This window comes from Glutamicibacter nicotianae (genome assembly GCF_006539525.1).
Classification (GTDB): Bacteria; Actinomycetota; Actinomycetes; order Actinomycetales; family Micrococcaceae; genus Glutamicibacter; species Glutamicibacter nicotianae.
The window spans coordinates 200,290-222,321 of record NZ_BJNE01000004.1; the positions used below are offsets into that span (position 1 = coordinate 200,290).

Genomic DNA, 22,032 nt, shown 5'->3' on the forward strand with positions numbered 1-22,032 from the left:
GGCCGCCCTGCTCTTGCCCATCTGGCTACTCAAACGGGCAACTCCGAAAGTCAACGACGACTCAGCGGCTGCAAAGCAGCCCAGCAAGAAAAGGGGGAGAATACATGAGCAAGGAGACTTTGAACATGCCGCAAGAGCTGGATGGGCGAGCCGAAAGCACGCCGCCCAAGTCGCCAAAGCCGCGCAGTGGAATCATGCGCCACCTGGCCCTGATGGGACCGGCCTTCGTCGCGGGTGCCTGGCAGTTTGGCCCCGGCAACCTGACCAGCGCGGTACAGGCTGGCAGCAAATACCAGTACACGCTGATCTGGGTCATTATCGTCTCGACGATCCTGATGATTTTCATTACCGATATGAGCGTAAGACTGGGCATCAAATCCCCGGTCTCGCTCGTGACGACCATCAAAGACCATTTGGGGACCTTTTGGGGAGTGCTCTCGGGAATTGGCGTTTTCCTGATTACGCTTTGCTTCTCCGTTGGCAACGCCATCGGCACAGGCTTGGGGTTATCCCTCGTGGTCCCCCATACATCCCCGATGATGTGGACCATCATCTGCTCCATTGCGGTTTTCGCGATCCTGTTCCTCAAGGGCGTGTACAACATTGTTGAGAAAGCGCTGATCATTGCCATCGCGCTGATGTCGGTCAGCTTTATTGTCAGCGCTTTTATCTCCAAGGCCGACTGGGCCGTAGCTGCCTCCGGGGTCATCCCCACGATTCCCGAAGGCGGATGGATGCTGGTCATCGCCCTGGTTGGCACGAACTTCTCAATGAATGCGGCGTTCTACGCGTCCTATGCGACCAAGGAACGCAATCGGCGAGAAGACCAGTACCGCGAAATCACCATTGCCGACACCGTGCCCGGCATTGTTGCACCCGGAGTCATGACCTGTCTGGTGATCATCGTGGCGGCAGCCGTTCTGGGCCATACCGGTGAGGCCGCCACATCGATCCAGAGCTTGGCTACGATTTTCGAACCGTTGGCAGGTCCAGTAGGCAGCTATATCTTCTCACTGGGCTTCGCGGCCTCGGCCTTCTCTTCAATGATCCCCAACGCCATTGCAGGTGGCACCGCGCTTTCCGATGCGTTCGGACGTGGCCCGCACCCAAGCACCGTTGTCGGTCGCATTGGCAGTACTGCAATTCTCTCCGTCGGGCTTGTGGTTTCCCTGGTCTTCACTTCTAGCCCAGTCCAATTGATTGTGTTGGCCCAGGCTTTGACCGTTTTCATCGCACCTCTGCTTTGCATCTTGATCATCATCATGTCCAACAAGAAGCAGCTCATGGGATCCTTGGCTACGAAATGGTGGCAAAACTCCATTGCCCTAATCGGCTTCATCAGCGTATTAGCACTATCGATCCGGCTCATCATCAACTTTGCTACCTAGGTTTTTGCGCAACGACAATTCCGCAGAAGAAACTGGGGCTTCCACGCATGCACGCGTGGAAGCCCCAGTTTTGCTCTGCTTCGCTTTTGTTGCCGAGCGCTGCGGCGAGGAAGGCCCGCACCGTGTGCACTTGTTCGTTTCTGCCGTAATCCCTTCGCCCGCAAGGTCGAAAGAAACGGAATTTCTTGGCCTAGTTGCTTCCAATATGCATCCTCGTGGTGCCCCCGAATTCAGGATGGCCGCCACTGGACGAGGTCATTTTCCCTCGCATGCTACTGCCTTCGGCAGCTGCTTGGACCAGAGAATTCAGACCCAGCGAGCCGTTCAAGGCTCATTCCACCAGCAGGTGCGGTGCCTCCAGCAGGTCCCCGACCACGCTGCGCGCGGCACCGACCAGCGCACCTGTTTGGCCCAGCGGCGAGCACAGCAACCGGGCCTGGCCGGCGATACTCGGCGCGTGCACCCGGAGGCTGGCTTCCAGGGCAGGACGCAGCCACAGTTCCAAGGCTGCAAAGTGCCCGCCAAAGACTACCGTGGAAACGTCATACAGGCGCATGGCCGAGGCCACCGCAATGCCCAAGGATTTTCCGGCTTCGGCCACTGCGCTTACAGCGGGCTCGGTTCCGATTTCCAGCGCTTGGAATAGCTGCTGGATCCGCTGTTGGCGCGAGGCGCTGTCAACCACCGCCCCTAGACCAGCGGCAGCCAGGATCGCTTCCTGCCCGGCGATGGTTTCCAGGCATCCACGACCACCGCAGCTGCAGGCCCTGCCTTCGGGGGCGATCACCACATGTCCGAGTTCACCGGCATGCCCCCGGGGACCGGCAAAAAGTTCAGCGTCGATTATCAATCCGCCACCGATGCCCACTTCCCCGGAGACAAACAGGAAGTCGCGTTCTTGGACGTCCATCAGTTGCTGCTGGGCCAGCGCTGAGGCGTTAGCTTCGTTAAAGAGCCTGAAGCGGGTTCTGCCTCCGGGCAGCAAAGCTGCGACATCCAGGTCTTGCCGCTCCCAGCCGAGGTTAGGGGCCTGGAGGACGGTGTACCGCTCCTCGTCGACCAAACCAGGAACAGCCAACGCGCCGCCGAGAATCATCAGCCCTTGGGCCAGCGCTGCAGCTTGGAGCCTTTGGCTCAGCTCCCCCAGGGCGGCGAGCACTTCGCTGGCTGTTGCGCTGTGGTTGGCACGGGGCAGGATTTCGTGTGCCAGCAGCTTGCCGCTGAGATCAACCAGTCCGGCGGCTATGTAGTCAACGTTGATTTCCATGCCTATGACGCAGCGTGCAGGGTTCAGGATGAGCCCCACCGAGGGCCGCCCGCGTTCCCCGTCACGGTGCACGCCAATTTCAATAACCAGGCCGGCCGCCAGAAGGTCGGCGACCAGGCTGGAGACCGAAGCCTTGGTGAGCTGGCTGAGTTGGGCGATATCGGCGCGTGAGAACCGCTGGTCTTCCCCTGCGGCTGCGATCACCGACAGGACCCTGGCCAGGTTGGCTTTGCGCACGTCGCCGACGTTGCCCGGGGCCGAAGAGCTTGCGGCACGGGCGCTAGACGCTGGTTGGCGCATGCCTTCTCCTTGGGAATTCTTGGGGACGAATCGTTCACTGCTCGCTATTGACTCTAGCGTATTCCCACCCATATAGTTCAGGGCATAAACTAAATGGTGGAAGCCATACACCCCGATCCAAGGATGCATCCCATGACTCTTCAGCCAACCCCCGCCGACCGCTTCACTTTTGGATTGTGGACCGTGGGATGGACCGGCGCCGATCCGTTCGGCGTCGCCACCCGCGAGAACCTGGATCCGGTGGAAGCTGTGCACAAGCTGGCCGAGCTCGGCGCCTACGGCATCACCTTCCACGACAACGACCTGGTTCCCTTCGACGCCACCGAGGCGGAACGTGAACAGGTCCTTGCAGGCTTCCGCACGGCGCTGGAGGAAACCGGGTTGAAGGTCCCGATGGTGACCACCAACCTGTTCAGCCACCCGGTGTTCAAGGACGGCGGCTTCACCTCCAACGACCGCTCGATCCGCCGCTTCGCGCTGGCCAAGGTGCTGCACAACATCGATCTGGCTGCCGAGATGGGCGCCGAGACCTTCGTCATGTGGGGCGGCCGCGAAGGCTCCGAGTACGACGGCTCCAAGGATCTGGCCGCGGCGCTGGACCGCATGCGCGAAGGCGTGGACACCGCTGCCGGCTACATCAAGGAAAAAGGCTACAACCTGCGCATCGCGCTGGAGCCAAAGCCGAATGAGCCGCGCGGCGACATTTTCCTGCCCACCGTGGGCCACGGACTGGCCTTCATCGAGCAGCTGGAGCACGGCGACATCGTCGGCCTGAACCCGGAAACCGGCCACGAGCAGATGGCCGGCCTGAACTTCACCCACGGCATCGCCCAGGCGCTGTGGGCAGGCAAGCTGTTCCATATCGACCTCAACGGCCAGCGGGGCATCAAGTACGACCAGGACCTGGTCTTCGGCCACGGCGACCTGGCCAGCGCCTTCTTCACCGTGGACCTGCTGGAAAACGGCTTCCCGAACGGCGGACCGAAGTACGACGGCCCGCGCCACTTCGACTACAAGCCATCACGCACCGACGGCTACGACGGGGTCTGGGACTCGGCCAAGGCCAACATGTCCATGTACCTGATGCTCAAGGAACGCGCACAGGCATTCCGCGCCGACCCCGAGGTACAGGAGGCAATGAAGCTCTCGGGCGTGTTCGAGCTGGGCGAGAGCACCCTGGATGCCGGCGAGAGTGCGCAGCAACTGATGGACGATGCGGCTAGCTTCGCCGGCTTCGACGCCAACGCCGCAGCGCAGCGCAACTTCGCATTCATCCGCCTGAACCAGCTGGCCATCGAGCACCTGCTGGGCGCCCGCTGAACCTACAGCACCCGCCCACCGCAGAAAGCAGCCTAAGAACAATGACGCTCGTTGCCGGCATAGACTCCTCCACCCAGTCATGCAAGGTCCTCATCCGCGACGCCGCAACTGGCGCCCTGGTCCGCTCCGGCCGTGCCGCGCACCCCGAGGGCAGCGAAGTGGACCCCGAAGCCTGGTACAGCGCATTGCAGGAAGCGATCGCCCAGGCCGGGGGCCTGGATGACGTGGATGCCATCTCGGTGGGCGGGCAGCAGCATGGCATGGTGGTTCTCGACGCCAGCGGGGCGGTGATCCGCCCGGCACTGCTGTGGAACGACACGCGCAGCGCGCAGGCGGCCAGCCAGATCATCGCCGAGGCAGGCCAGGGCGATGCCGCGGTGGGCGCCAGGTACTGGGCGCAGCGCACCGGCACCGTCCCGGTCTCGTCGATCACGCTGGCCAAGCTGCGCTGGCTGAAGGATCATGAGCCGCAGAACGCGGCCAAGGTCGCGGCCGTCTGCCTGCCGCACGATTGGCTGTCCTGGCGGCTGGCCGGCTACGGCCCCGGCTCCGGGGCCACCGGACTGGCGGCCCTGCGCACCGACCGCTCGGATGCTTCGGGCACCGGCTACTACCGTGCCGCCGAAAACGCCTATGACCACGAAGCGCTCGCGCAGCACCTTGGCCATGTCCCGCTGCTGCCGCAGGTTGCAGGACCACTGGAATCCATCGGCCGCACCGCTTCCGGGGCACTCATCGGCCCCGGTGCCGGCGATAACGCCGCGGCCGGCTTGGGCGTAGGCGCGCAGGTGGGCGACGTCGTCATGTCCCTGGGCACCTCCGGCACCGTCTTCGCGGTTGCCGGTTCCCCCTCGGCAGATGCCTCCGGCCTGGTGGCAGGCTTCGCCGACGCCACCGGCAACTACCTGCCATTGGTATGCACCCTGAATGCCACCCGCATCTTCGACGCCACCGCCAACCTGCTGCAGGTCAGCCTCGAGGAATTCAACGACCTGGCACTGTCCGCCGCCCCGGGCTGCGACGGCCTGGTGCTGCTGCCCTACTTCGACGGCGAGCGCACCCCGAACCTGCCAGAGGCCACCGGCTCGCTGCATGGCATCACCCGAGCCAACTACACCGCCGCGAATCTGGCCCGCAGCGCCGTGGAAGCGGTGGTTTGCTCGCTAGCCGACGGCCTGCGCGCACTGGAAGCCCAAGGGGTTGAAGCGCAGCGCATCATCCTTGTCGGGGGTGGTGCGCAGTCCCGCGCGGTCCAGCAAATCGCCGCCGAGATCCTCGGCTTGCCGATCCTGCTCCCGGCGCCGGGCGAATACGTCGCCGATGGGGCGGCCCGCCAGGCGGCCGGCGTACTGGCCGGGGAATTCCCCAATTGGGCCCAGGGCACTGCCGAGCTCCCGGCGATGGAACCTGCCCCGCAAATTCTCGAACGCTACCGCGCACTGGCTTCCAGCCAGTTCCGCAACGATTTCCTTGCCCGCACGGAGCTTGGCGCCTGAGCGCGCACCGGCGGTGCGACTAGACTTGGTCTCATGGCATTGACTCAGTTAACGGTCGTGGACACCGCGGTCGGCATCCTGCAGCAGTTCGGGCTGGCTGACTTGTCCATGCGCCGATTGGCCAAGGAACTCGATGTCCAGGTCGGCGCCCTGTACTGGCATGTGAAGAACAAGCAGGAGCTGCTGGCCCAGGTTGCCGCCCAGCTGCTGAACACCCCTGCGCTGTCGGTGGATGCCGAGGACTACAATTCCCCATCCGAGGCGATCCTCCAACTGGCGCGCCAGCTCTACCTCGCGTTGCTGCCGATCCAGGACAGCCCCGAGGTCATTGAAGTCGCCACCGCAATGCAGGCCACCGAACTCCAGCCGGTGCTGCAGCTTCGCGCCCTGCTGGAAGCGGCAGGGCTGGCTGCCGACAACGCCCGCCATGGGCAGCAACTGCTGCTGAACCACGTGCTCGGCTCGGTGGCCTACCGCCAGAACCTCGTCCAGCTCGATGTCGACGCACCGCTGGCTGATGGCTTTGACTGGGGCCTGCAGCGGGCAGTAGCCGGCCTCATCGGCTAGCTCGCCGAACTAGCCCAGCTTGCCGCCAGACGCTTCCAGATAGCAGGCGGCGCATAGCGATTCGTACCAGACCTCTTCGCCGTCGATAGCCACCTGGTCCCCGTCGAAGACAATCGTCTCGCCCGAGCGGCGGGTATTGAACATGGCCTTGCGCCCGCAACGGCAAATGGTCTTCAGCTCTTCAAGGGAGTGCGCCAGTTCCATCAAGCGCGCCGAGCCAGGGAAGGCACGGGTACGGAAATCAGTGCGGATGCCGTAGGCAAGCACCGGGACATCATCGAGCACGGCAATGCGCAGCAGGTCATCGACCTGGGCGCGGGAGAGGAACTGCGCTTCATCCACCAGCAGGCAGGCCACCGGCGGCGCATCCACATGCGGCAGCAAGGCATCAGGGTCATCACCCAGGCAGTGGGCCGCGAACTTCTGGCGGAGGTTTTCCTCCGGGCCCACGCTGAAGTCGACCTCGCGTTCGATTCCGAGCCGGGAAACGATGGAGCTCTCGCCCTTGGTGTCGATCCCGGGCTTGGCCAGCAGGATGCGCTGGCCGCGTTCCTCGTAGTTGAAGGCAGCCTGCAGCAAACTCGTGGATTTGCCCGAGTTCATCGCTCCGTAGCGGAAATACAGCTTGGCCACCATTGCTCCTCGATAGTTGCGGCACCTGCCAACTGGCACGCCCTTTAAGATCTTAGTGCCCGTGCCGCCGTTCTCCAGTGGAACAGCACGCGGCGGCCAGCTCCGCTACTTCGCCGCCGGCTGCTTCTTCCCGGCGAAGACCAGCTTGTAGAGCATCGACATCACGATCACGAAAGGCACACCGAAGATCAGCGTGTACTTGAATTCCGGCACGAAGAACGAAGTTACCAGCAGGCCGCCGAGCAGCACTGCGCCGAGCATCGAGGCGGCCGGGTAGCCCGGCAGCTTGAATTCAAGTGCTGCCTTCTCCAGGCGCACCTGGCGGCGGAAGGACACATGGGTCAGCAGGATCATGAACCAGGTGGCCAATGCGCCGAAGGTGGCCAGCGACATCATGATGCCGAAGCCTCCCTCCGGGACCATCGCATACACCCCTGCCGCCACAGCGATGCCGCCGGCTGACATCCACACCGCGTGCACCGGTGCGCCCGCGCGGCTGGTCCGGTGCGCCAGGCGTGGCGCGTGGCCGGAATCAGCCAGCGAATGCAGCATCCGGGTGGCCGCGTAGAGCTGGGCGTTCATCGCCGAGAGCGCGGCGATGATGAGCACGATGTTCAGCACCGAGTCGGCGAACGGGATGCCAATCTGCGACATCACGGTGACAAATGGCGAACCGCCGGCCAGCAATTCGCTGGTTGGGGCCACGGCGAGGATCAGGGACATGGTGAACACGTAGAAGAGCAGCAATCGCAGGAAGGAGACCTTGAAGGCCTTGCGCACCGCGAGCTTCGGGTTCTTCGCCTCGGCGGCGGCAATGGAGATCGCCTCGACGCCCATGTACGAGAAGATCGCTACGATGACAGCGCTCCACATGCCGAACAGGCCGTTGGCGAAGAAGCCGCCCTCGGCCGAATAGTTGTGGAACCCGAACTGGTCGCTGGGGTCGTGGAAGACCAGCCAGAGGGCGATGATGATGAACGCGATCACCGCGAAGACCTTGATCGCGGAGAACCAGTATTCGGTGGTTCCGAAGATCTTCACGCTGGAGAAGTTCACTCCCAAAAGCGCGGCCGAGAAGACCAGGACCCAAACCAGCCCGGGGATTGCGGGGAACCAGTACTGCATGTACTCGCCCACGGCGCTGACTTCGGTGCCCACCGCGAAGATCAGCGCCGACCAGTACAGGTACTTGGTCAGGTATCCGGCGAACCGTCCCAGGTAGCGTTCGGCATAGACGCCGAAGGAACCGGCCACCGGCTGCTTGACAGTCATTTCCGCCAAGGCGCCCATGACCAGCAGGGCGACGACGCCGCCAATGAGGTAGCTGATGATCACCGAAGGGCCGGCCATGGCGATGGCGAGCTTGCTGCCGGCAAAAAGGCCGGTACCGATGGCGCTGCCCAGCGCGATCATGGACATCTGCCCAGGAGTCAGCGACTTCTTCAACCCCGAACCGACTTCAGTGGCGCGTACCGGCTGCTTGCCCAACAATGCTCCCTTAGACCTATGCGAACAGCACGGCATCGAAAATGCCGTGCTGCTCTCAAGGTTACTCCCGCGCTGATTCGCCGGCTTCGGCCCCGGGATGGCCCGAAACCGGCGGAATTTGCGTCATGTCACGGCATTACGCACCGCGTACTCTTCGCGCTGCCACGCATTGGTGTGCAGAATTTCACGCAGTTTCTCCACGGCATCCCAGATATCGGTGCGCGCCAGGTACAGCGGGGTGATGCCGAAGCGCAGGACTTCCGGCTCGCGGTAGTCTCCGATGACGCTCTGGTCGATGAGTGCGGCGATGATTTCATATCCATGCTCATGGCGGAAGCTGACATGGCTGCCGCGGGCTGCATGCTCGCGCGGAGTCACCAGTTCCAAACCGTAACCGGCGCAACGGGTTTCCACCAGCTCGATGAACAGATCCACCAGCTCCAGCGAGTTCGCGCGCACCTTGCCCATGTCAGCTTCCAGCGCGATATCCAGGCCGGCTTCGATCATTGCCAGCGAGGTGACCGGCTGGGTGCCGCACATGAAGCGGCGGATGTCGTTGGCCGGGGTGTAGCTGTCGGCCATCTCGAAGGGCGACTTGTGCGACCACCAGCCGGACAGCGGCTGCCAGAAGCGTTCGTGGTGGCGGGCATTGACCCAGATGAACGCCGGGGAACCCGGGCCGCCGTTGAGGTACTTGTAGGTGCAGCCCACGGCGTAGTCGGCATCCGCGGAGTTCAAGTCAATCGGCACTGCCCCCGCGGCATGGGCCAGGTCCCAGACCACCAGTGCACCCGAGGCGTGGATGGCCGCGGTGACTTGGTCCATGTCCCACATGGATCCGGTGCGGTAGTTCACGTGCGACAGGGCCACCACAGCCACGGTTTCGTCCAGTGCGGCACGCAGCTGCGCCTCGGAGTCAATGAGCTTCACTTCATAGGCGACGCCGGTTTCCTGCGAGAGCGAGTTGACCAGATCGGCCAGACCCTGCGCGATATAGATGTCGGTTGGGAAGTTATCGCGTTCGGTGAGAATCACCCGGCGCTGCGGGGCATCGGCCTTCTGCGTGCGCAATGCAGAGGCCAGGGCCTTGAACAGGTTCAGCGTGGTGGTGTCGGTGATCGCGGTTTCGCCGGGGTTCGCGCCCAGCAGGCGCCCCAGCTTGTCGCCGAGCTTCAGCGGCATCTCGAACCAGCCGGCGGTGTTCCAGGACCGGATCAGGCCCTGGCCCCATTCTTCGGTGACTACCTGGGCAGCACGTTCGGCCGCGCCCTTGGGCAGCGCCCCCAGGGAGTTGCCATCCAGGTAGATGACACCTTCCGGGAGGTTGAAGCGCTCGGCGAAGGCCACCAGCGGGTCTGCCGCGTCCAACTGGGCAAGGGACTGCCGGGTCAGTTCCGGGGTCATTGGATCTCCTGTTCAGCCACAATCAAGGATGGAAAACTTTCGGTTCTCCATGATGCTTTCATCGTAGAATAGAGTTCGAAACTAGACGACAAGAACTGAACTTTTCAAAAGAATTGAGTTGATCAATCGTGCGGGATTCATTATGGAAGGTTCAAGGCGACGCCCTGCCGAATCCTGTTCGTGTCGACGAAACGGATTTGTCCATCCTTGCCGAGCTGAGCAAGGACGCGCGGATCGCCAACAACCTCCTGGCAGCAAAGGTCGGCCTGGCTCCCTCCACCTGCTTGGGTCGGGTCAAGGCCCTCTCCAAGGCGGGGGTGATCACCGGCTACCATGCAGCGATCAATGAGCGGCTGCTTGGCGTTGCCGTCAACGCCATGATTTCCGTTGTGGTCTCCTCCGCTGCCCGGGACCGCCTGCTGTCCTCGGCGCATCAGCTCAAGGAGCTCGCCGAGGTCAAGGAAGTCTTCGTTCTCGGCGGCTCGCCGGATTTGCTGGTGCGCGTGGCGACCCGGAGCATCGAAGACCTGCGGGCATTCGTGGCCACGCACTTGGGGTCCAACCGTGCGTTCGCCTCCACCCAGACGGTCATCATCTTCGAGCATTTGGCCTAGCGCCGGGAGGCTTTTGTCATCTAACGGCATCTCTCATCTGGATCTCATTTATTTCAGCCACAATGAAAAACATGGGAAAGGAAGCTTTGCGCCGTGTCTTTGCGACGATCGCTGTCGTGACAGTCGTATGCCTGGGCGCGTTCGGAATCAGCCAAGCCTTGGAAGGCCCGGCGGACCAAGACCTCGGTGAAGGGTTCATCTTCGAAGAAGCCACCCCTGCTCCGACCAGCAGCACCCCCAACGGCCCATCCTCCTCGCCTTCCGCCTCGGCGACCGAATCCCCGAAGCCGTCGTCCAGCCCGAGCAGCTCGAAAAAGCCGGAGCCTTCGGAGAAACCCAAGCCGAGCGCTACTCCCAAGCCGAAACCGAAACCTGCTCCGCCACCCCCGCCGAAGAAGACCGTCGTCCCATTGCCTCCATCCGGCAACCAGTACGACGATGATGACGACGATGACGACGACTACGAAGAAGCCGACGACGACGGTGACGATGACTAGCTCACCCGAACGCCGGTGGTCCATCCGGGCCCGGGTGCTGACCGGCATGATGCTGCTCGTGGGCCTGGCCCTGCTGGTGGCGGGCACCGCAAGCTTTGCCGTGCAGCGCCACGAACTGAACGAACGCCTCGACGAGTCATTGACCCGCACCGTCAAGGAATTCAAAGTCCTCACCGAAACCGGTGTCGACCCGCGGACCATGGAGCGCTTCAAGCACGCTGAGGACCTGCTGTACATCGCCATGCAGCGCACCCTGCCGTCGCCGAAGCAGGGCATGCTCGCACTGGTTGGCAACAAGGTGCGCTGGACCGCACCGGATATCGTCAATACCCGGCTGGAAGATGATCCGGAGTTCCTCGAATGGGCCAGAACCGTCCAGGATGCCAACCATATCCGCCTGGGAACTGTAGACACGGACATCACTACCTATCGCGCAGTGGTCGTTCCGGTCAGCCTTCCTGCCGACCATGAGCACGGCGCCTTCGTGCTGGCCTACGACTACTCGGCCGAGGCCATCGCCAACGACCGCAACTTCATGATCTACGCCGCCGTCGGCGGCTCGGTCATGCTCGTCGCCGCGCTGGCCGCCTGGCTGGTGGTGGGACGGATGCTCGACCCGATTCGCCGCCTGCAAACCACCGCACAGCAGATTTCCGAGACCGATGTCTCCCAGCGCATCGAGGTTTCCGGAAATGACGAGTTCGCCGAATTGACCGTCACTGTCAACGAGATGCTGGACCGCTTGGAAGGCGCGCTGAGCTCGCAGCGTCAGCTGCTCGATGATGTCGGGCACGAATTGCGCACGCCGGTGACGATCATCAACGGGCATCTGGAACTGATGGACCCCAGCGATCCAGAAGATGTCGGGCAGAGCCGCGATATCGCCATGGACGAGCTCGGGCGCATGTCCTTGCTGATCAACGACCTGGTGACCCTGGCGAAATCCAACCGCATGGACTTCCTCCAGGTTGAGCCGACGGAAGTCGGCAAGCTGCTGGACGACATCCTCGACAAGGCTCGTGGCCTGGGACCGCGCCAGTGGCGCGTCGACTACCGCACCGAAGCCACCGTGTCGCTCGACCCGGTCCGGACCACCCAGGCCATGCTGCAGCTGTGCGCCAATGCGGTGAAGTTCTCGGCCGAGGGCAGCCGCATCGGCTTGGGCAACGAGATTGTCCGCGATGGCCAGGGCAACACCACCTTGCGCTGGTGGGTTTCCGATGCGGGCGTGGGCATCCAGGCCGAAGATCTTGAACGCATTTTCGAGCGCTTTGGACGTGGCCAGAACTCTGTGCGTTCCTCCGGTTCCGGCCTGGGGCTGAACATCGTGCAGGCCATCGCTGAAACCCACGGCGGGCGAGTGTGGGTGAATTCGGAGCATGGCAAGGGATCCACGTTCTACATTGACATGCCGTTGTCGACTGGAAGCAAGGAAGCATGAGCCAGATACTGATTATTGAAGATGAGCCGCGCATCAGTTCGTTCGTTGCCAAGGGGCTGCGTGCCGCGGGACTGACCTCATCCATCGCGGAAACCGGGCATGACGGTTTCAGCCAGGCCATTGAAGGCGACCATGAGCTGATCATCCTCGATCTAGGCCTGCCCGATGAGGACGGATTCTCGGTGCTGCGCCGCCTGCGCGCCGCGCAGATCGATACGCCGGTAATCATCCTGACCGCGCGCGGCAGCGTGGAAGACACGGTCGCCGGCCTGCAGAACGGCGCCGATGACTACATGGCCAAGCCGTTCCACTTCGACGAGCTGCTGGCCCGCGTACGCCTGCGCCTTCGCTCGGAGGACAATGCCCCCGAGGTGTCTTCGCTGACCCACGAGAACCTGCATATGGATTTGCTGCGCCGCCGCGTGACGGTCGATGAACGCGAGGTCGACCTGTCGGCACGCGAGTTCGCGCTGGCCGAAGCGTTCTTGCGCAACCCCGGACAGGTGCTCAGCCGGGAGCAGCTGCTGTCCCGGGTCTGGGGGTACGACTTCGATCCCGGATCCAACGTGGTGGACGTGTATGTCCGCTACCTGCGCAACAAGCTCGGCACTGAACGCTTTGAGACGGTTCGCGGATTCGGCTACCGTCTCGCCTCGGAGCGGTAGCCGAATCCGCTGCCGGTGCTAGCGCAGCGCCGGGTCCGGGACGAAGCTCTGCTGCAGCAGCCGGCTCCAGCGGTTGGCCGGCAGCTGCGGGTTCAGCAGCGCAATGCCGATGCAGTACTTGGACATCGACACCTCGCGGATGCCCAGCTCTGCCAGGGCCTGGTCCGAAACGCCGCGGCCGTCGGCTGACTTGGTCTCCACGACAATCAGGTCCGGCCCGTCGACTTTCGCCTCGCCATGGGCGTATTCCAGCTCGACATCGCAGGTCAGCCGTTCACCATCGATCGGGTTCACGAACGTCGCGCGGCGGTAGGCGCTGTCCAGGACCGGCTGCAATTGGGGTGCCTCCTGCCCGTACTCGCTGCGCAGCACCGATTCGAGGAATTCCCGGTTTTCCTTGGTCAGTTCGCCAGCAGTGTCCAGGTCCTGCTCTACACGGTGCTTCACCGTGGCGCCACGCAGCCCCTTGGTCTTGATCTCGAACATCGACAGCCCGGTGTCCGCATAGGTGCGCGAGCGCACCTTGTAGCGCCGGCGCCGGCCCTGGCGGTGGGCGCGGTACTGGTCGTAGTCCTCGGTGTCGAAATACACCGATTCGTAGCGGAAGGTGCGCCGGCCGTCGATCTGCATGATCTTGAACTGGTCGCCCAAGCGCTCGGATAGCGCGGTGAATTCCTCCGGGGTCAGCAGGAACTTCTTGTCGACGCGGGTCTGCAGCGCGGCTTCGGAGATCACATCTTCGAGGCTGATTGGCTCCCGGCCGATGACGGCTGCCTCCAGAGCCGCCCTGGCTTGGGAGGAGGCGAGGTCCATACGCTTGTCGGCAAGGGCAGTCATCAAGACCACGACCCCTGCTTCGCTCCGTTCTGCGTGGCCGGGGCGGACTGGCTGTTGGCCAGTTCATAGGTGCCGGAGAAGCTCTCGGAGGCGCTGGCCTTGGACGCAGGCTTGCTGCCGGCGGCGTTGGTGCGGAAGCGGACATCGACGATGGTCAGGTCGCGCACCATGTCCAGCTCGACAACCACGGTTCGCAGCACCTTGGCATCCAGCAGTTCTTCAAGCGCGGCCTGCAGGTCGACCTTCTTCGGGTAGGCGCGTTCCAGGGTCACGGTCTGGCGTTCGGTGCGCGGGGCGAAGCTCGGGTGGTCGGCAAGGAACATCACCAGAACCAGGGCCGCGGTCGCTGCCGGAGCCAGCCATGCAGGTTCCGGGTGCAGGCCGTTGACCAAGCCGATGGCCAGCGAGATGAAGTAGTAGGCCACTTCTTCCTGGGTCAAGGTGTCGGACCGAAGGCGGATGATCGAGAGGATGCCGAAGAGGCCGAGACCCAGCCCCATGCCCGCACCGCTGCCCGAGAGCAGCAAGGTGACGGCGAAGATGCCCATGCTCAAGGCGATGTAGGCCAGCACGAGGTCGCGGCGGAAGTGGCGGCGGAAGTATACGAAGTACACGAGAACCGTAATGCCGATGATGTTGGAGCCCAGTCCCATCCAGAATGACAACATTGCTCTCCCTTTCGAAGACGTGAGGTGATGATCTCTTCGAAATGAACTTTAGGTGAACTAGATGAGTCCGGAAGTAGAACAACATGAGAACGCCCTCATGTTTCTTAATGAGTCATGACCTGCCGATTTGCTGTTTGTTGAAGGTGACGACGAGACCTTCGCAGGGTTGGAAGCGTGCGTTAAATACCGCTCGGCGGCTCTTCTCCTTGCGAGAAGAGCCGCCGAGCGGTGTTGCGAAATTGGCTACTTGCCGGCTTCGATTTCAGCCTTGGCGGTAGCATCCGAGTCGTTCAGGAACTTGCCGATGCGCTCGACTTCCTCGGTCTCCCCGATGGCAGCAGCCGCCCGGCCCAGCGCATACAGCGAGCGCAGGAAGCCGCGGTTCGGCTCGTGGCGCCAAGGCACCGGGCCCTGTCCGCGCCAGCCGGCCTTGCGCAGCGAGTCCAGGCCGCGGTGGTAGCCCACGCGTGCGAACGCATAGGACTCCACGATGCGGCCTTCGTTATGCGCTTCGTTGGCAAGCAGTGCCCAAGCCAGTGACGAGGCAGGGAATTTTGCCGCCAAGTCCGCGGCTTCGTCCCCGGCTTCGTGGCGTGCCAGCACTTCGGTTTCTTCCGGAAGCAGGGTTTCCGGGATGCCCAGCAGGTTTTCGCCGACCATGGTTACTTCAGCGACTTTCCGGCCGAGCCGAGCTGCTGGGCAGCTTCAACGATGCGGGCAGCCATGGACTCTTCGGCCTTGGCGCCCCACACGCGTGGGTCGTAGGTCTTCTTGTTGCCAACTTCGCCGTCAACCTTCAGCACACCGTCATAGTTGGCAAGCATGTGGCCAGCTACCGGGCGGGTGAAGGCGTACTGGGTGTCGGTGTCGATGTTCATCTTGATTACGCCGTAGGAGACCGCATCGGCGATTTCCTGTTCCGAGGAGCCCGAGCCGCCGTGGAACACCAGGTCGAATGGGTTGTCCTTGCCGATCTTGGCGCCGACTTGCGCCTGGATGTCCTTCAGGATCTCTGGGCGCAGCTTTACGTTGCCTGGCTTGTACACGCCGTGGACGTTGCCGAAGGTCAGCGCGGTGATGTAGCGGCCCTTCTCGCCGGAGCCCAGGGCCTCAATGGTGGCCAGAGCGTCTTCGACGGTGGTGTAGAGCTTGTCATTAATGGCGTTCTCCACGCCGTCTTCCTCGCCGCCCACGGTGCCGATCTCGACCTCGAGGATCTGCTTGGCGGCATGGGTGCGCGGCAGCAGTTCGGCGGCAATGCGCAGGTTCTCTTCGAGGGTTTCAGCCGAACCGTCCCACATGTGGGAGTTGAAGAATGGATCGCGGCCTGCGGCAACTTCGGCTTCCGAAGCGGCCAGCAGCGGCAGCACGAAACCGTCCAGCTTGTCGGCTGGGCAGTGGTCGGTGTGCAGCGCGATGTTCACGCCGTAGTTCTTGGCAACCTGGCGGGCGAAGGCCGCGAAGCCCAGCGAGCCGGCAACCATGTCCTTGATGGACGCACCCGACCAGTATGCGGCGCCGCCGGTGGAGACCTGGATGATGCCGTCGGATTCAGCCTCTGCGAAACCGCGGATTGCGGCGTTCAAAGTCTGCGAGCTGGTCACGTTCACTGCTGGGAAGGCGTAGCCGCCTGCCTTGGCAGCATCGATCATTGCATTGTACTTATCGGGGGTTGCGATAGGCATGCTTCACTCCTGGTGATTAGCGAGGTTACGCGTCTCCATTGACGGCGGTTCGCCATCCATCCTATCGGCTATGGCACTGTCTGAGTCCTAAATCTCAGATCGTGACACGGGGATTTCCGAGGTTTACGGCAAAGCGAACGGCCAACCCAGACGAGAACTAGTCTCATGACAGTTGGCCGTTGGCTTATTGCGTTCTTTATTCGTTTGTTGCGCTCTGGGAACTGCTTCCCGATGGAGCCACCTGCGTGGTGCCCGTTGTGCTTGGAGCTGGCGCCGAGCTCGTGGACGCATTCGGAGTTTCGCTTCCGGTTGACGTCGGCTTCGAGGAATCCGTTTCAGCCTCAGGAGCTGGCGTCGTTGGAGACTTCTCGACCGAACCTTTTTCTTCCTTGGGTCCCTCAGTGGGCGCGGGGGCTGTTGTCTCAGGAGCAGTCGTTTCAGGCTCCGTAGGCGAGCTCTCGTCAGGGCTCGTCGAACTCTCTGGGCTCTGCGACTCGCTTGGGCTCGTCGACGCGTCCGGACTCTTGGAGCTATCCGGGCTTTTCGAGCCGTCAGGGCTCTGCGAGCCATCGGGCGACTGGGAACCGCTTGGGGATTCGCTCTCGCTTGGCGACGGGCGCTTCGTTTCCGATGGGGTCGGTTTCGGCCGAGGAATGACTGGAGTATCGTCCTCGGGAACGATCACATCTGGATCCGGGCCGCTTGGAGCGCGATCTGGCGTCTGGGAGCCGTTGCCCTTCGGAGCGGTGCCGGCGTTGACCGTCAGGCGCTGCGAATTAATCATTGCCTGACGCTGTCCAGGAATGGTTGGCAGGTAGTTGCGCGGATCGTGCCAACGGCCATCGATGATGACCTCGAAGTGCACATGGCAACCGGTCGAGTTGCCGGTAGTGCCGGCCAAGGCAATCAGCTCGCCCTGTTCGACCCGCTGCCCCACCTTGGCAATCAACTTTGAATTGTGGCTGTAGCCAGTCTGGACATTGCTGCCGTGATCAATAGTCACACGCATGCCTGAGTGGCCTGCCCATGAGGATACGGTGACCGTTCCAGCCTCGGAAGCGTAAACGGGCGAGCCGCAGGCAATCGGGTAGTCCTGGCCGATGTGGATCTGGTTGCCCGGACCGGTTGGGTTGGCACGCCAGCCGTAGGGGCTGGAAATCTTGCGCGTCTTGACCGGGTGCATCAGCTGCAGGTCGCCAGGCAGCTTGCCCAGTTCACCTACCATGCCGGCGAGCAATGCGGAGGATTCGTTGTCATCGCCGGATGCTTCGGATTCAGCATCAGCGCCATCGATCATGCCCACTGGACGTCCGTCAATTGCCAGTTCCTTGCCGGAACCGCCGAAGGCATTCAGTGGAGCGTCGGCGCTGACATAGACAGGCCCGTTGAACATCGACGGATCAGCGACAGCGTCGATGCCTACGGGGATATTTCCCTGCCTGGTATCTCCGACCTGCGCCATGATTGGGATCGCCAAGGCTCCTGTCAGCCCGAGCGCAGCGACGATAGAAGTCGACCATATAACCAATGGTTTCCTGCGTCGCGGCAAACCCGGCAACAACAAGTCGTGGTTCACTTGATGACGTCGTTTCACGACCGCCCTCTCCCAGATCACATTTTCATAACCAAAATCCAGCGTAGGCCGAAAATGGTAACTAATCCAGATGCTCGACTAAACTCGCCAGTATTAAATTTCCAGTTAACCTACTTTTTGCCCAAACACGTGCCTGCGCACCCATGCGTGCATGGCAATCCCGGCGGCGGAAGCCGCATTGATTGAACGAGTCGACCCGAACTGCTCGATGGACAAGGTGTCCTTGGCCGCGGCATGGACTTCCGGGCTGAGTCCGGGACCTTCTTGCCCGAAGACCAGCACGCAGTTCTTCGGAAGATCGTAGGTTTCCAATGGAACGGAATCCGGGAAGATATCGATGCCCAGAATGGTCAGCCCTTCGCCTTCGGCCCAGGCAACGAACTCCTCCACCGTTGCATGGTGGCGTACATGCTGGTAACGATCCGTGACCATGGCGCCTCGCCGATTCCAGCGGCGGCGGCCGATGATATGTACTTCCTTGGCCAAGAAGGCATTGGCGCTGCGCACCACAGTGCCGATGTTCATATCGTGCTGCCAGTTTTCAATCGCGATATGGAAATCGTGGCGGCGTTCGTCAAGATCAGCAATGATGGCGTCCATCGTCCAGTAGCGGTATTTGTCCGCGACGTTGCGCCGGTCGCCCTCGGCAAGCAGCTGCGGATCGTATCTTCCGTCGGTAGGCAGCTCCCCTTCCCAGGGGCCCACACCGATGACATGCTGCGCACCGGGATCATTCACTGGTTCATGCGTTTCTTCGTTCACAGCATTAAGCCTAGTTCGTTATGTTCGTGCCCTTGTTCACGGTGCATTTGCTCGAGCCTGTGTAATCTCTTAATAGAAGGGGATACTTTCAGTGCCGATAGCTCCCACCACATACTTTCCCAGGGAGGATCCACGCCTCGTGACTACTTCAATCCGCGGTACCCGAACTGTCCACGACATCAAATGCTGGCTCACCGACATGGACGGCGTATTGGTGCACGAGAACCAGGCCATCAAGGGCGCCGCCGAGCTTTTGGGCTATTGGCGCGAGAACAACCTGCGCTTCCTGGTGCTGACCAACAACTCCATCTTCACCCCGCGCGATTTGCGCGCCCGCTTGCTGGCCTCGGGCCTGGACGTCCCGGAGGAGAACATCTGGACCTCCGCGATGGCCACCGCCGAGTTCCTGGCTCGCCAGCGTCCAGGTGGCCGCACCTTCGTCATCGGCGAAGCCGGCCTGACCACCGCACTGCACGATGCAGGTTTCATCATGACCGATCAGAATCCTGACTACGTGGTTCTGGGCGAGACCCGCACCTACTCTTTTGAAGCCATCACCAAGGCCATCCGGCTGATCGAAGGCGGGGCGAAGTTCATCGCCACGAATCCGGACGCCACCGGCCCCTCCACCGAGGGCATCATGCCGGCCACCGGCGCCATCGCGGCCCTGATCTCGCGCGCAACCAACCGCGACCCATACGTGGTGGGCAAGCCGAACCCGATGATGTTCCGCTCCGCCTTGAACCGGATCGATGCGCACTCGGAAACCACCGCGATGATCGGCGACCGCATGGACACCGATATCGTTGCGGGCATGGAAGCCGGACTCCTGACGGCATTGGTGTACACCGGCATCACCGCCCGGGAAGACATGGATACCTTCCCGTTCCGCCCGGACCTTCAGTTCCCTTCCGTGGCTAACCTGCATGCGGAACTCGCCAAGGGCGCCGCGGCAGCGGAAACGCCAGCCGCCAAGAAGTAGCCTTCAGCTGACCCATGTAAGGCCGGGCTTTTGCCCGGCCTTACTGCGTTGGCGCACGGTTCCGGACGTATGCTGAGACCGTGAGCGAGCAAGTACCGAACGAGGTTCCGGGTGCGCGGAAGCGCGGGCGCCCCAAGGGCAGCACCACCGGGACAACCAAGGCGGCCATCCTCAGGGCCGCCTCCAAGGAATTTTCCCATGCCGGATACGAGGCAGCCAGCCTCCGTTCGGTAGCGCGCCGAGCCGGGGTGGATCCTGCGCTGGTGCACCACTACTTCAAGGACAAGGACGACCTGTTCGTCCAGACCATGCACATCCCCGTCAATCCAGGGGAAATCATTGCCCAGGCCGCCACGGCGCCGTTGGAGCAGATGGGCGAGGCGCTGGTTCGCGCGTTGCTCACCACCTGGCGCAAGCCCGCCTTCCGCACGGCGGCAACGGCCATGATCCGGGGACTAATTTCCAGCAGCAGCGCGACGAAGATCCTCCGCCCCTTCCTGCAGAAGGAGATCTTCTCGCGCTTGGGTTCGCGTTTACCCGAAGATAGCGCCGAACCCCGGGTGGCCCTGGTGGCCAGCCAGATTATCGGGCTCATTGTCGCGCGCTACATCATTGACTTGGAGCCTTTGGCCTCCATGGATGACGAGCAGGTGATCGAGCTGGTAGCTCCCACTATCCAGCGCTACCTCACCGGTGAATTGCCTGCGCTGGACCATTGACATACCGCTGGCGGGGGTCTCTAATTCATTATGTGATGAATAAAAAGGCTTGTGTCGATGTGCAGCGCCTCGTGGTCAGACGCGGAAGGTCCCTGGTCCTGGACCAGGTGGGCTTCCAACTAGCGCCGGGACGGATCATCGGCTTGCTCGGACCCAGCGGCAGCGGCAAGAGCACCCTGCTGCGCAGCATCGTGGGCAACCAGATCATCAGCGGCGGAACTGTGACCGTTCTCGGACAGCCCGCCGGGCACAAATCCCTGCGCCATCGGGTCGGCTACATGACCCAGGCCGCCAGCGTCTATGACGATTTGAGCGTCAAGCAGAACATCGCCTATTTCGCCAAGATCCTCGGGCAGCGGGCAGCCGAAGTGGAGCGGGTCATGGAAACCACGGACCTCACGGATCAGTCCGACCGGCTGGCCATGGATCTATCCGGCGGGCAGCGCAATCGCGTGTCCTTGGCCATCGCATTGCTCGGCTCGCCGGACATTGTCATCCTGGATGAACCCACGGTGGGCTTGGACCCTGTCCTGCGGGCGGATTTGTGGGCGATGTTCTCGCGACTGGCGGCCACCGGCCTTTGCCTTGTCGTCTCCAGCCATGTCATGGACGAAGCCATGCGGTGCGATGAAGTACTGCTGCTGCGCGAGGGGAAACTGCTCGGCCAGATGACCCCGGAAGCGTTGATGGAATCAACCGGTGCGCAGAATCCCGAAGATGCTTTCGTTGCGCTGATCGCGGCAGGCGGCACCGCGCAGCCGCCAAGCCGCAAGGCATCTGTTCCGAAGCATCGGGCCGCGGCGGAAGGGAAGCAGCCATGAAACGCACACTCGCCACCACCGGGCGGGTCTTGGCCCAGATGCGCCACGACCCGCGGACCATCGCGTTGATGCTCATCGTGCCCAGCCTGCTGATCGGCCTGATCGCCTGGATCTTCACCGACACCCCGGCCTTCAGCCGCATCGGTCCGGCCATGATCGCGTTGTTCCCCTTCGTGGTGATGTTCCTGGTCACCAGCATCGCCACCCTGCGCGAGCGGCGCAGCGGCACCCTCGAGCGCCTGCTGAGCATGCCGCTGGCCAAGGGCGAGTTCATCTTCGGCTATGCGCTGGCCTTTACCCTGGTCGCGATTTTCCAAACCATGATCGCTGTCAACTTCGCCATCTGGGTTTGCGGCCTGGAAATCGAGGGCAGCTTCTGGCTGCTGTTTGCCGTGGCAGCCCTCGACGCGCTGCTGGGAATCAGTCTCGGGTTGATGGCCAGCGCCTTCGCGCGCACCGAATTCCAAGTAGTCCAGTTCATGCCTGCACTGGTCATCCCGCAGTTCCTGCTGGCCGGCATCATCCTGCCCCGCGAGCAGCTGCCCGGAGTGCTGGAAGCCATTGGAGACTGGCTTCCACTGTCCCACGCCATCGACGCCCTCTCAGATGTCGCGGCGGGAACAGTGGATTCCGCGACGGCAGGCAGCATGCTGGTCATCGCCTCCTGGATCACCGCAGCGCTGCTGGTCGGCTCGCTGACACTGCGCCGCAGGACCGCATAGGACTTATTGGCACCGGCGAGCGCAAATCCGAGCGCAATAGAGTCCCACTAGTTCCGACCGCATCTCTGATGAGCTGCCTATTTTGAGTTTTCCAGTGCCGAGGCGATCGCCTGCCACGTGAATTCGCCAGCTCACGACAACTTCGCATTGTCCGGCGCTCAG

At 62.6% G+C, this 22,032-nt stretch carries 22 protein-coding genes; 12 read left to right on the top strand and 10 right to left on the bottom strand.

Going from position 1 to position 22,032, the window contains the following annotated elements:
- The first annotated feature begins 104 nt into the window (after positions 1-104).
- The gene (locus tag ANI01nite_RS07150) at positions 105-1,388 is read left to right on the top strand and encodes an Nramp family divalent metal transporter (RefSeq protein WP_218024309.1); all 1,284 of its coding nucleotides are present in this window, start codon (positions 105-107) and stop codon (positions 1,386-1,388) included.
- 331 nt (positions 1,389-1,719) lie between these two features.
- Here ANI01nite_RS07150 and ANI01nite_RS07155 read toward each other — a convergent pair whose 3' ends face one another.
- Positions 1,720-2,955, bottom strand: a complete 1,236-nt coding sequence (locus ANI01nite_RS07155) for an ROK family transcriptional regulator (RefSeq protein WP_141357031.1) — start codon at positions 2,953-2,955, stop codon at positions 1,720-1,722.
- Between the two features lie 132 nt (positions 2,956-3,087).
- Here ANI01nite_RS07155 and xylA point away from each other — a divergent pair, with 132 nt between their 5' ends.
- From xylA to ANI01nite_RS07170, 3 genes are read left to right on the top strand one after another with little or no spacing between them, the layout of a single operon-like run.
- Positions 3,088-4,275, top strand: a complete 1,188-nt coding sequence (xylA, locus tag ANI01nite_RS07160) for a xylose isomerase (protein ID WP_141357033.1) — start codon at positions 3,088-3,090, stop codon at positions 4,273-4,275.
- A gap of 41 nt (positions 4,276-4,316) precedes the next feature.
- On the top strand, positions 4,317-5,771 hold the full coding sequence (gene xylB / locus ANI01nite_RS07165; RefSeq protein WP_141357035.1) for a xylulokinase: 1,455 nt from the start codon (positions 4,317-4,319) through the stop codon (positions 5,769-5,771).
- A gap of 33 nt (positions 5,772-5,804) precedes the next feature.
- A complete protein-coding gene (locus ANI01nite_RS07170) occupies positions 5,805-6,338 on the top strand; it encodes a TetR/AcrR family transcriptional regulator (RefSeq protein ID WP_141357037.1) in 534 nt (177 codons plus the stop codon).
- 9 nt (positions 6,339-6,347) lie between these two features.
- Here ANI01nite_RS07170 and ANI01nite_RS07175 read toward each other — a convergent pair whose 3' ends face one another.
- The 3 genes from ANI01nite_RS07175 to kynU all read right to left on the bottom strand — a co-directional run bounded on the left by ANI01nite_RS07175 (position 6,348) and on the right by kynU (position 9,863).
- Positions 6,348-6,971, bottom strand: a complete 624-nt coding sequence (locus ANI01nite_RS07175; protein ID WP_141357092.1) for a thymidine kinase — start codon at positions 6,969-6,971, stop codon at positions 6,348-6,350.
- A 105-nt stretch (positions 6,972-7,076) separates the two neighbouring features.
- Positions 7,077-8,459, bottom strand: a complete 1,383-nt coding sequence (locus ANI01nite_RS07180) for an amino acid permease (RefSeq protein WP_141357039.1) — start codon at positions 8,457-8,459, stop codon at positions 7,077-7,079.
- Positions 8,460-8,582: 123 nt separating this feature from the next.
- Positions 8,583-9,863 (bottom strand): kynureninase, encoded by a 1,281-nt coding sequence (gene kynU / locus ANI01nite_RS07185; protein WP_141357041.1) that lies wholly within the window; start codon positions 9,861-9,863, stop codon positions 8,583-8,585.
- 128 nt (positions 9,864-9,991) lie between these two features.
- Here kynU and ANI01nite_RS07190 point away from each other — a divergent pair, with 128 nt between their 5' ends.
- From ANI01nite_RS07190 to ANI01nite_RS07205, 4 genes are all read left to right on the top strand, one after another.
- A complete protein-coding gene (locus tag ANI01nite_RS07190) occupies positions 9,992-10,477 on the top strand; it encodes an Lrp/AsnC family transcriptional regulator (protein ID WP_255314449.1) in 486 nt (161 codons plus the stop codon).
- 71 nt (positions 10,478-10,548) lie between these two features.
- Positions 10,549-10,974, top strand: a complete 426-nt coding sequence (locus tag ANI01nite_RS07195; protein ID WP_141357043.1) for a hypothetical protein — start codon at positions 10,549-10,551, stop codon at positions 10,972-10,974.
- Complete coding sequence (locus tag ANI01nite_RS07200; RefSeq protein WP_255314450.1) at positions 10,928-12,415, top strand: sensor histidine kinase; 1,488 nt, start codon at positions 10,928-10,930, stop codon at positions 12,413-12,415. Before ANI01nite_RS07195 ends, ANI01nite_RS07200 begins: the two co-directional genes overlap by 47 nt.
- Positions 12,412-13,080 (top strand): response regulator transcription factor, encoded by a 669-nt coding sequence (locus ANI01nite_RS07205; protein WP_038991992.1) that lies wholly within the window; start codon positions 12,412-12,414, stop codon positions 13,078-13,080. The genes ANI01nite_RS07200 and ANI01nite_RS07205 overlap by 4 nt, the downstream gene beginning before the upstream one ends.
- 18 nt (positions 13,081-13,098) lie before the next feature.
- On the opposite strand, the gene ANI01nite_RS07210 is transcribed toward ANI01nite_RS07205, so the two are convergent.
- From ANI01nite_RS07210 to ANI01nite_RS07235, 6 genes are all read right to left on the bottom strand, one after another.
- Entirely contained in the window at positions 13,099-13,917 is an 819-nt protein-coding gene (locus ANI01nite_RS07210; RefSeq protein ID WP_073707309.1) for a polyphosphate polymerase domain-containing protein, read from the bottom strand.
- On the bottom strand, positions 13,917-14,585 hold the full coding sequence (locus ANI01nite_RS07215) for a DUF4956 domain-containing protein (protein ID WP_141357045.1): 669 nt from the start codon (positions 14,583-14,585) through the stop codon (positions 13,917-13,919). The genes ANI01nite_RS07210 and ANI01nite_RS07215 overlap by 1 nt, the downstream gene beginning before the upstream one ends.
- A 243-nt stretch (positions 14,586-14,828) precedes the next feature.
- Positions 14,829-15,245, bottom strand: a complete 417-nt coding sequence (locus ANI01nite_RS07220) for a DUF3151 domain-containing protein (protein ID WP_038991994.1) — start codon at positions 15,243-15,245, stop codon at positions 14,829-14,831.
- A 2-nt stretch (positions 15,246-15,247) separates the two neighbouring features.
- Entirely contained in the window at positions 15,248-16,270 is a 1,023-nt protein-coding gene (gene fbaA / locus ANI01nite_RS07225; RefSeq protein WP_073707306.1) for a class II fructose-bisphosphate aldolase, read from the bottom strand.
- A 196-nt stretch (positions 16,271-16,466) separates the two neighbouring features.
- The gene (locus ANI01nite_RS07230) at positions 16,467-17,747 is read right to left on the bottom strand and encodes a M23 family metallopeptidase (RefSeq protein ID WP_141357047.1); all 1,281 of its coding nucleotides are present in this window, start codon (positions 17,745-17,747) and stop codon (positions 16,467-16,469) included.
- A 222-nt stretch (positions 17,748-17,969) separates the two neighbouring features.
- Positions 17,970-18,626 (bottom strand): TrmH family RNA methyltransferase, encoded by a 657-nt coding sequence (locus ANI01nite_RS07235; protein ID WP_038991996.1) that lies wholly within the window; start codon positions 18,624-18,626, stop codon positions 17,970-17,972.
- Positions 18,627-18,765: 139 nt separating this feature from the next.
- Between ANI01nite_RS07235 and ANI01nite_RS07240 the strand changes: the two genes are divergently transcribed.
- From ANI01nite_RS07240 to ANI01nite_RS07255, 4 genes are all read left to right on the top strand, one after another.
- Positions 18,766-19,608, top strand: coding sequence for an HAD-IIA family hydrolase (locus ANI01nite_RS07240; protein ID WP_100339296.1), 843 nt, complete (start codon positions 18,766-18,768; stop codon positions 19,606-19,608).
- An 80-nt stretch (positions 19,609-19,688) separates the two neighbouring features.
- A complete protein-coding gene (locus ANI01nite_RS07245) occupies positions 19,689-20,327 on the top strand; it encodes a TetR/AcrR family transcriptional regulator (RefSeq protein WP_038991997.1) in 639 nt (212 codons plus the stop codon).
- Between the two features lie 35 nt (positions 20,328-20,362).
- Positions 20,363-21,148: an ABC transporter ATP-binding protein gene (locus tag ANI01nite_RS07250; RefSeq protein WP_052253849.1), complete on the top strand. Its 786-nt coding sequence runs from the start codon at positions 20,363-20,365 to the stop codon at positions 21,146-21,148.
- Entirely contained in the window at positions 21,145-21,870 is a 726-nt protein-coding gene (locus ANI01nite_RS07255; protein WP_141357048.1) for an ABC transporter permease, read from the top strand. Before ANI01nite_RS07250 ends, ANI01nite_RS07255 begins: the two co-directional genes overlap by 4 nt.
- Positions 21,871-22,032: the final 162 nt, after the last annotated feature.

Excerpts from the sequence above, each read along its gene's own strand:
- xylB (WP_141357035.1), top strand. The coding sequence starts at position 4,317 with ATGACGCTCGTTGCCGGCATAGACTCCTCCACCCAGTCATGCAAGGTC.
- ANI01nite_RS07210 (WP_073707309.1), bottom strand. The coding sequence starts at position 13,917 with ATGACTGCCCTTGCCGACAAGCGTATGGACCTCGCCTCCTCCCAAGCC.
- kynU (WP_141357041.1), bottom strand. The coding sequence starts at position 9,863 with ATGACCCCGGAACTGACCCGGCAGTCCCTTGCCCAGTTGGACGCGGCA.
- ANI01nite_RS07200 (WP_255314450.1), top strand. The coding sequence starts at position 10,928 with ATGACGACGACTACGAAGAAGCCGACGACGACGGTGACGATGACTAGC.
- ANI01nite_RS07220 (WP_038991994.1), bottom strand. The coding sequence starts at position 15,245 with ATGGTCGGCGAAAACCTGCTGGGCATCCCGGAAACCCTGCTTCCGGAA.
- ANI01nite_RS07205 (WP_038991992.1), top strand. The coding sequence starts at position 12,412 with ATGAGCCAGATACTGATTATTGAAGATGAGCCGCGCATCAGTTCGTTC.
- ANI01nite_RS07255 (WP_141357048.1), top strand. The coding sequence starts at position 21,145 with ATGAAACGCACACTCGCCACCACCGGGCGGGTCTTGGCCCAGATGCGC.
- xylA (WP_141357033.1), top strand. The coding sequence starts at position 3,088 with ATGACTCTTCAGCCAACCCCCGCCGACCGCTTCACTTTTGGATTGTGG.
- ANI01nite_RS07215 (WP_141357045.1), bottom strand. The coding sequence starts at position 14,585 with ATGTTGTCATTCTGGATGGGACTGGGCTCCAACATCATCGGCATTACG.
- ANI01nite_RS07155 (WP_141357031.1), bottom strand. The coding sequence starts at position 2,955 with ATGCGCCAACCAGCGTCTAGCGCCCGTGCCGCAAGCTCTTCGGCCCCG.
- ANI01nite_RS07195 (WP_141357043.1), top strand. The coding sequence starts at position 10,549 with ATGGGAAAGGAAGCTTTGCGCCGTGTCTTTGCGACGATCGCTGTCGTG.
- fbaA (WP_073707306.1), bottom strand. The coding sequence starts at position 16,270 with ATGCCTATCGCAACCCCCGATAAGTACAATGCAATGATCGATGCTGCC.
- ANI01nite_RS07170 (WP_141357037.1), top strand. The coding sequence starts at position 5,805 with ATGGCATTGACTCAGTTAACGGTCGTGGACACCGCGGTCGGCATCCTG.
- ANI01nite_RS07150 (WP_218024309.1), top strand. The coding sequence starts at position 105 with ATGAGCAAGGAGACTTTGAACATGCCGCAAGAGCTGGATGGGCGAGCC.
- ANI01nite_RS07250 (WP_052253849.1), top strand. The coding sequence starts at position 20,363 with ATGAATAAAAAGGCTTGTGTCGATGTGCAGCGCCTCGTGGTCAGACGC.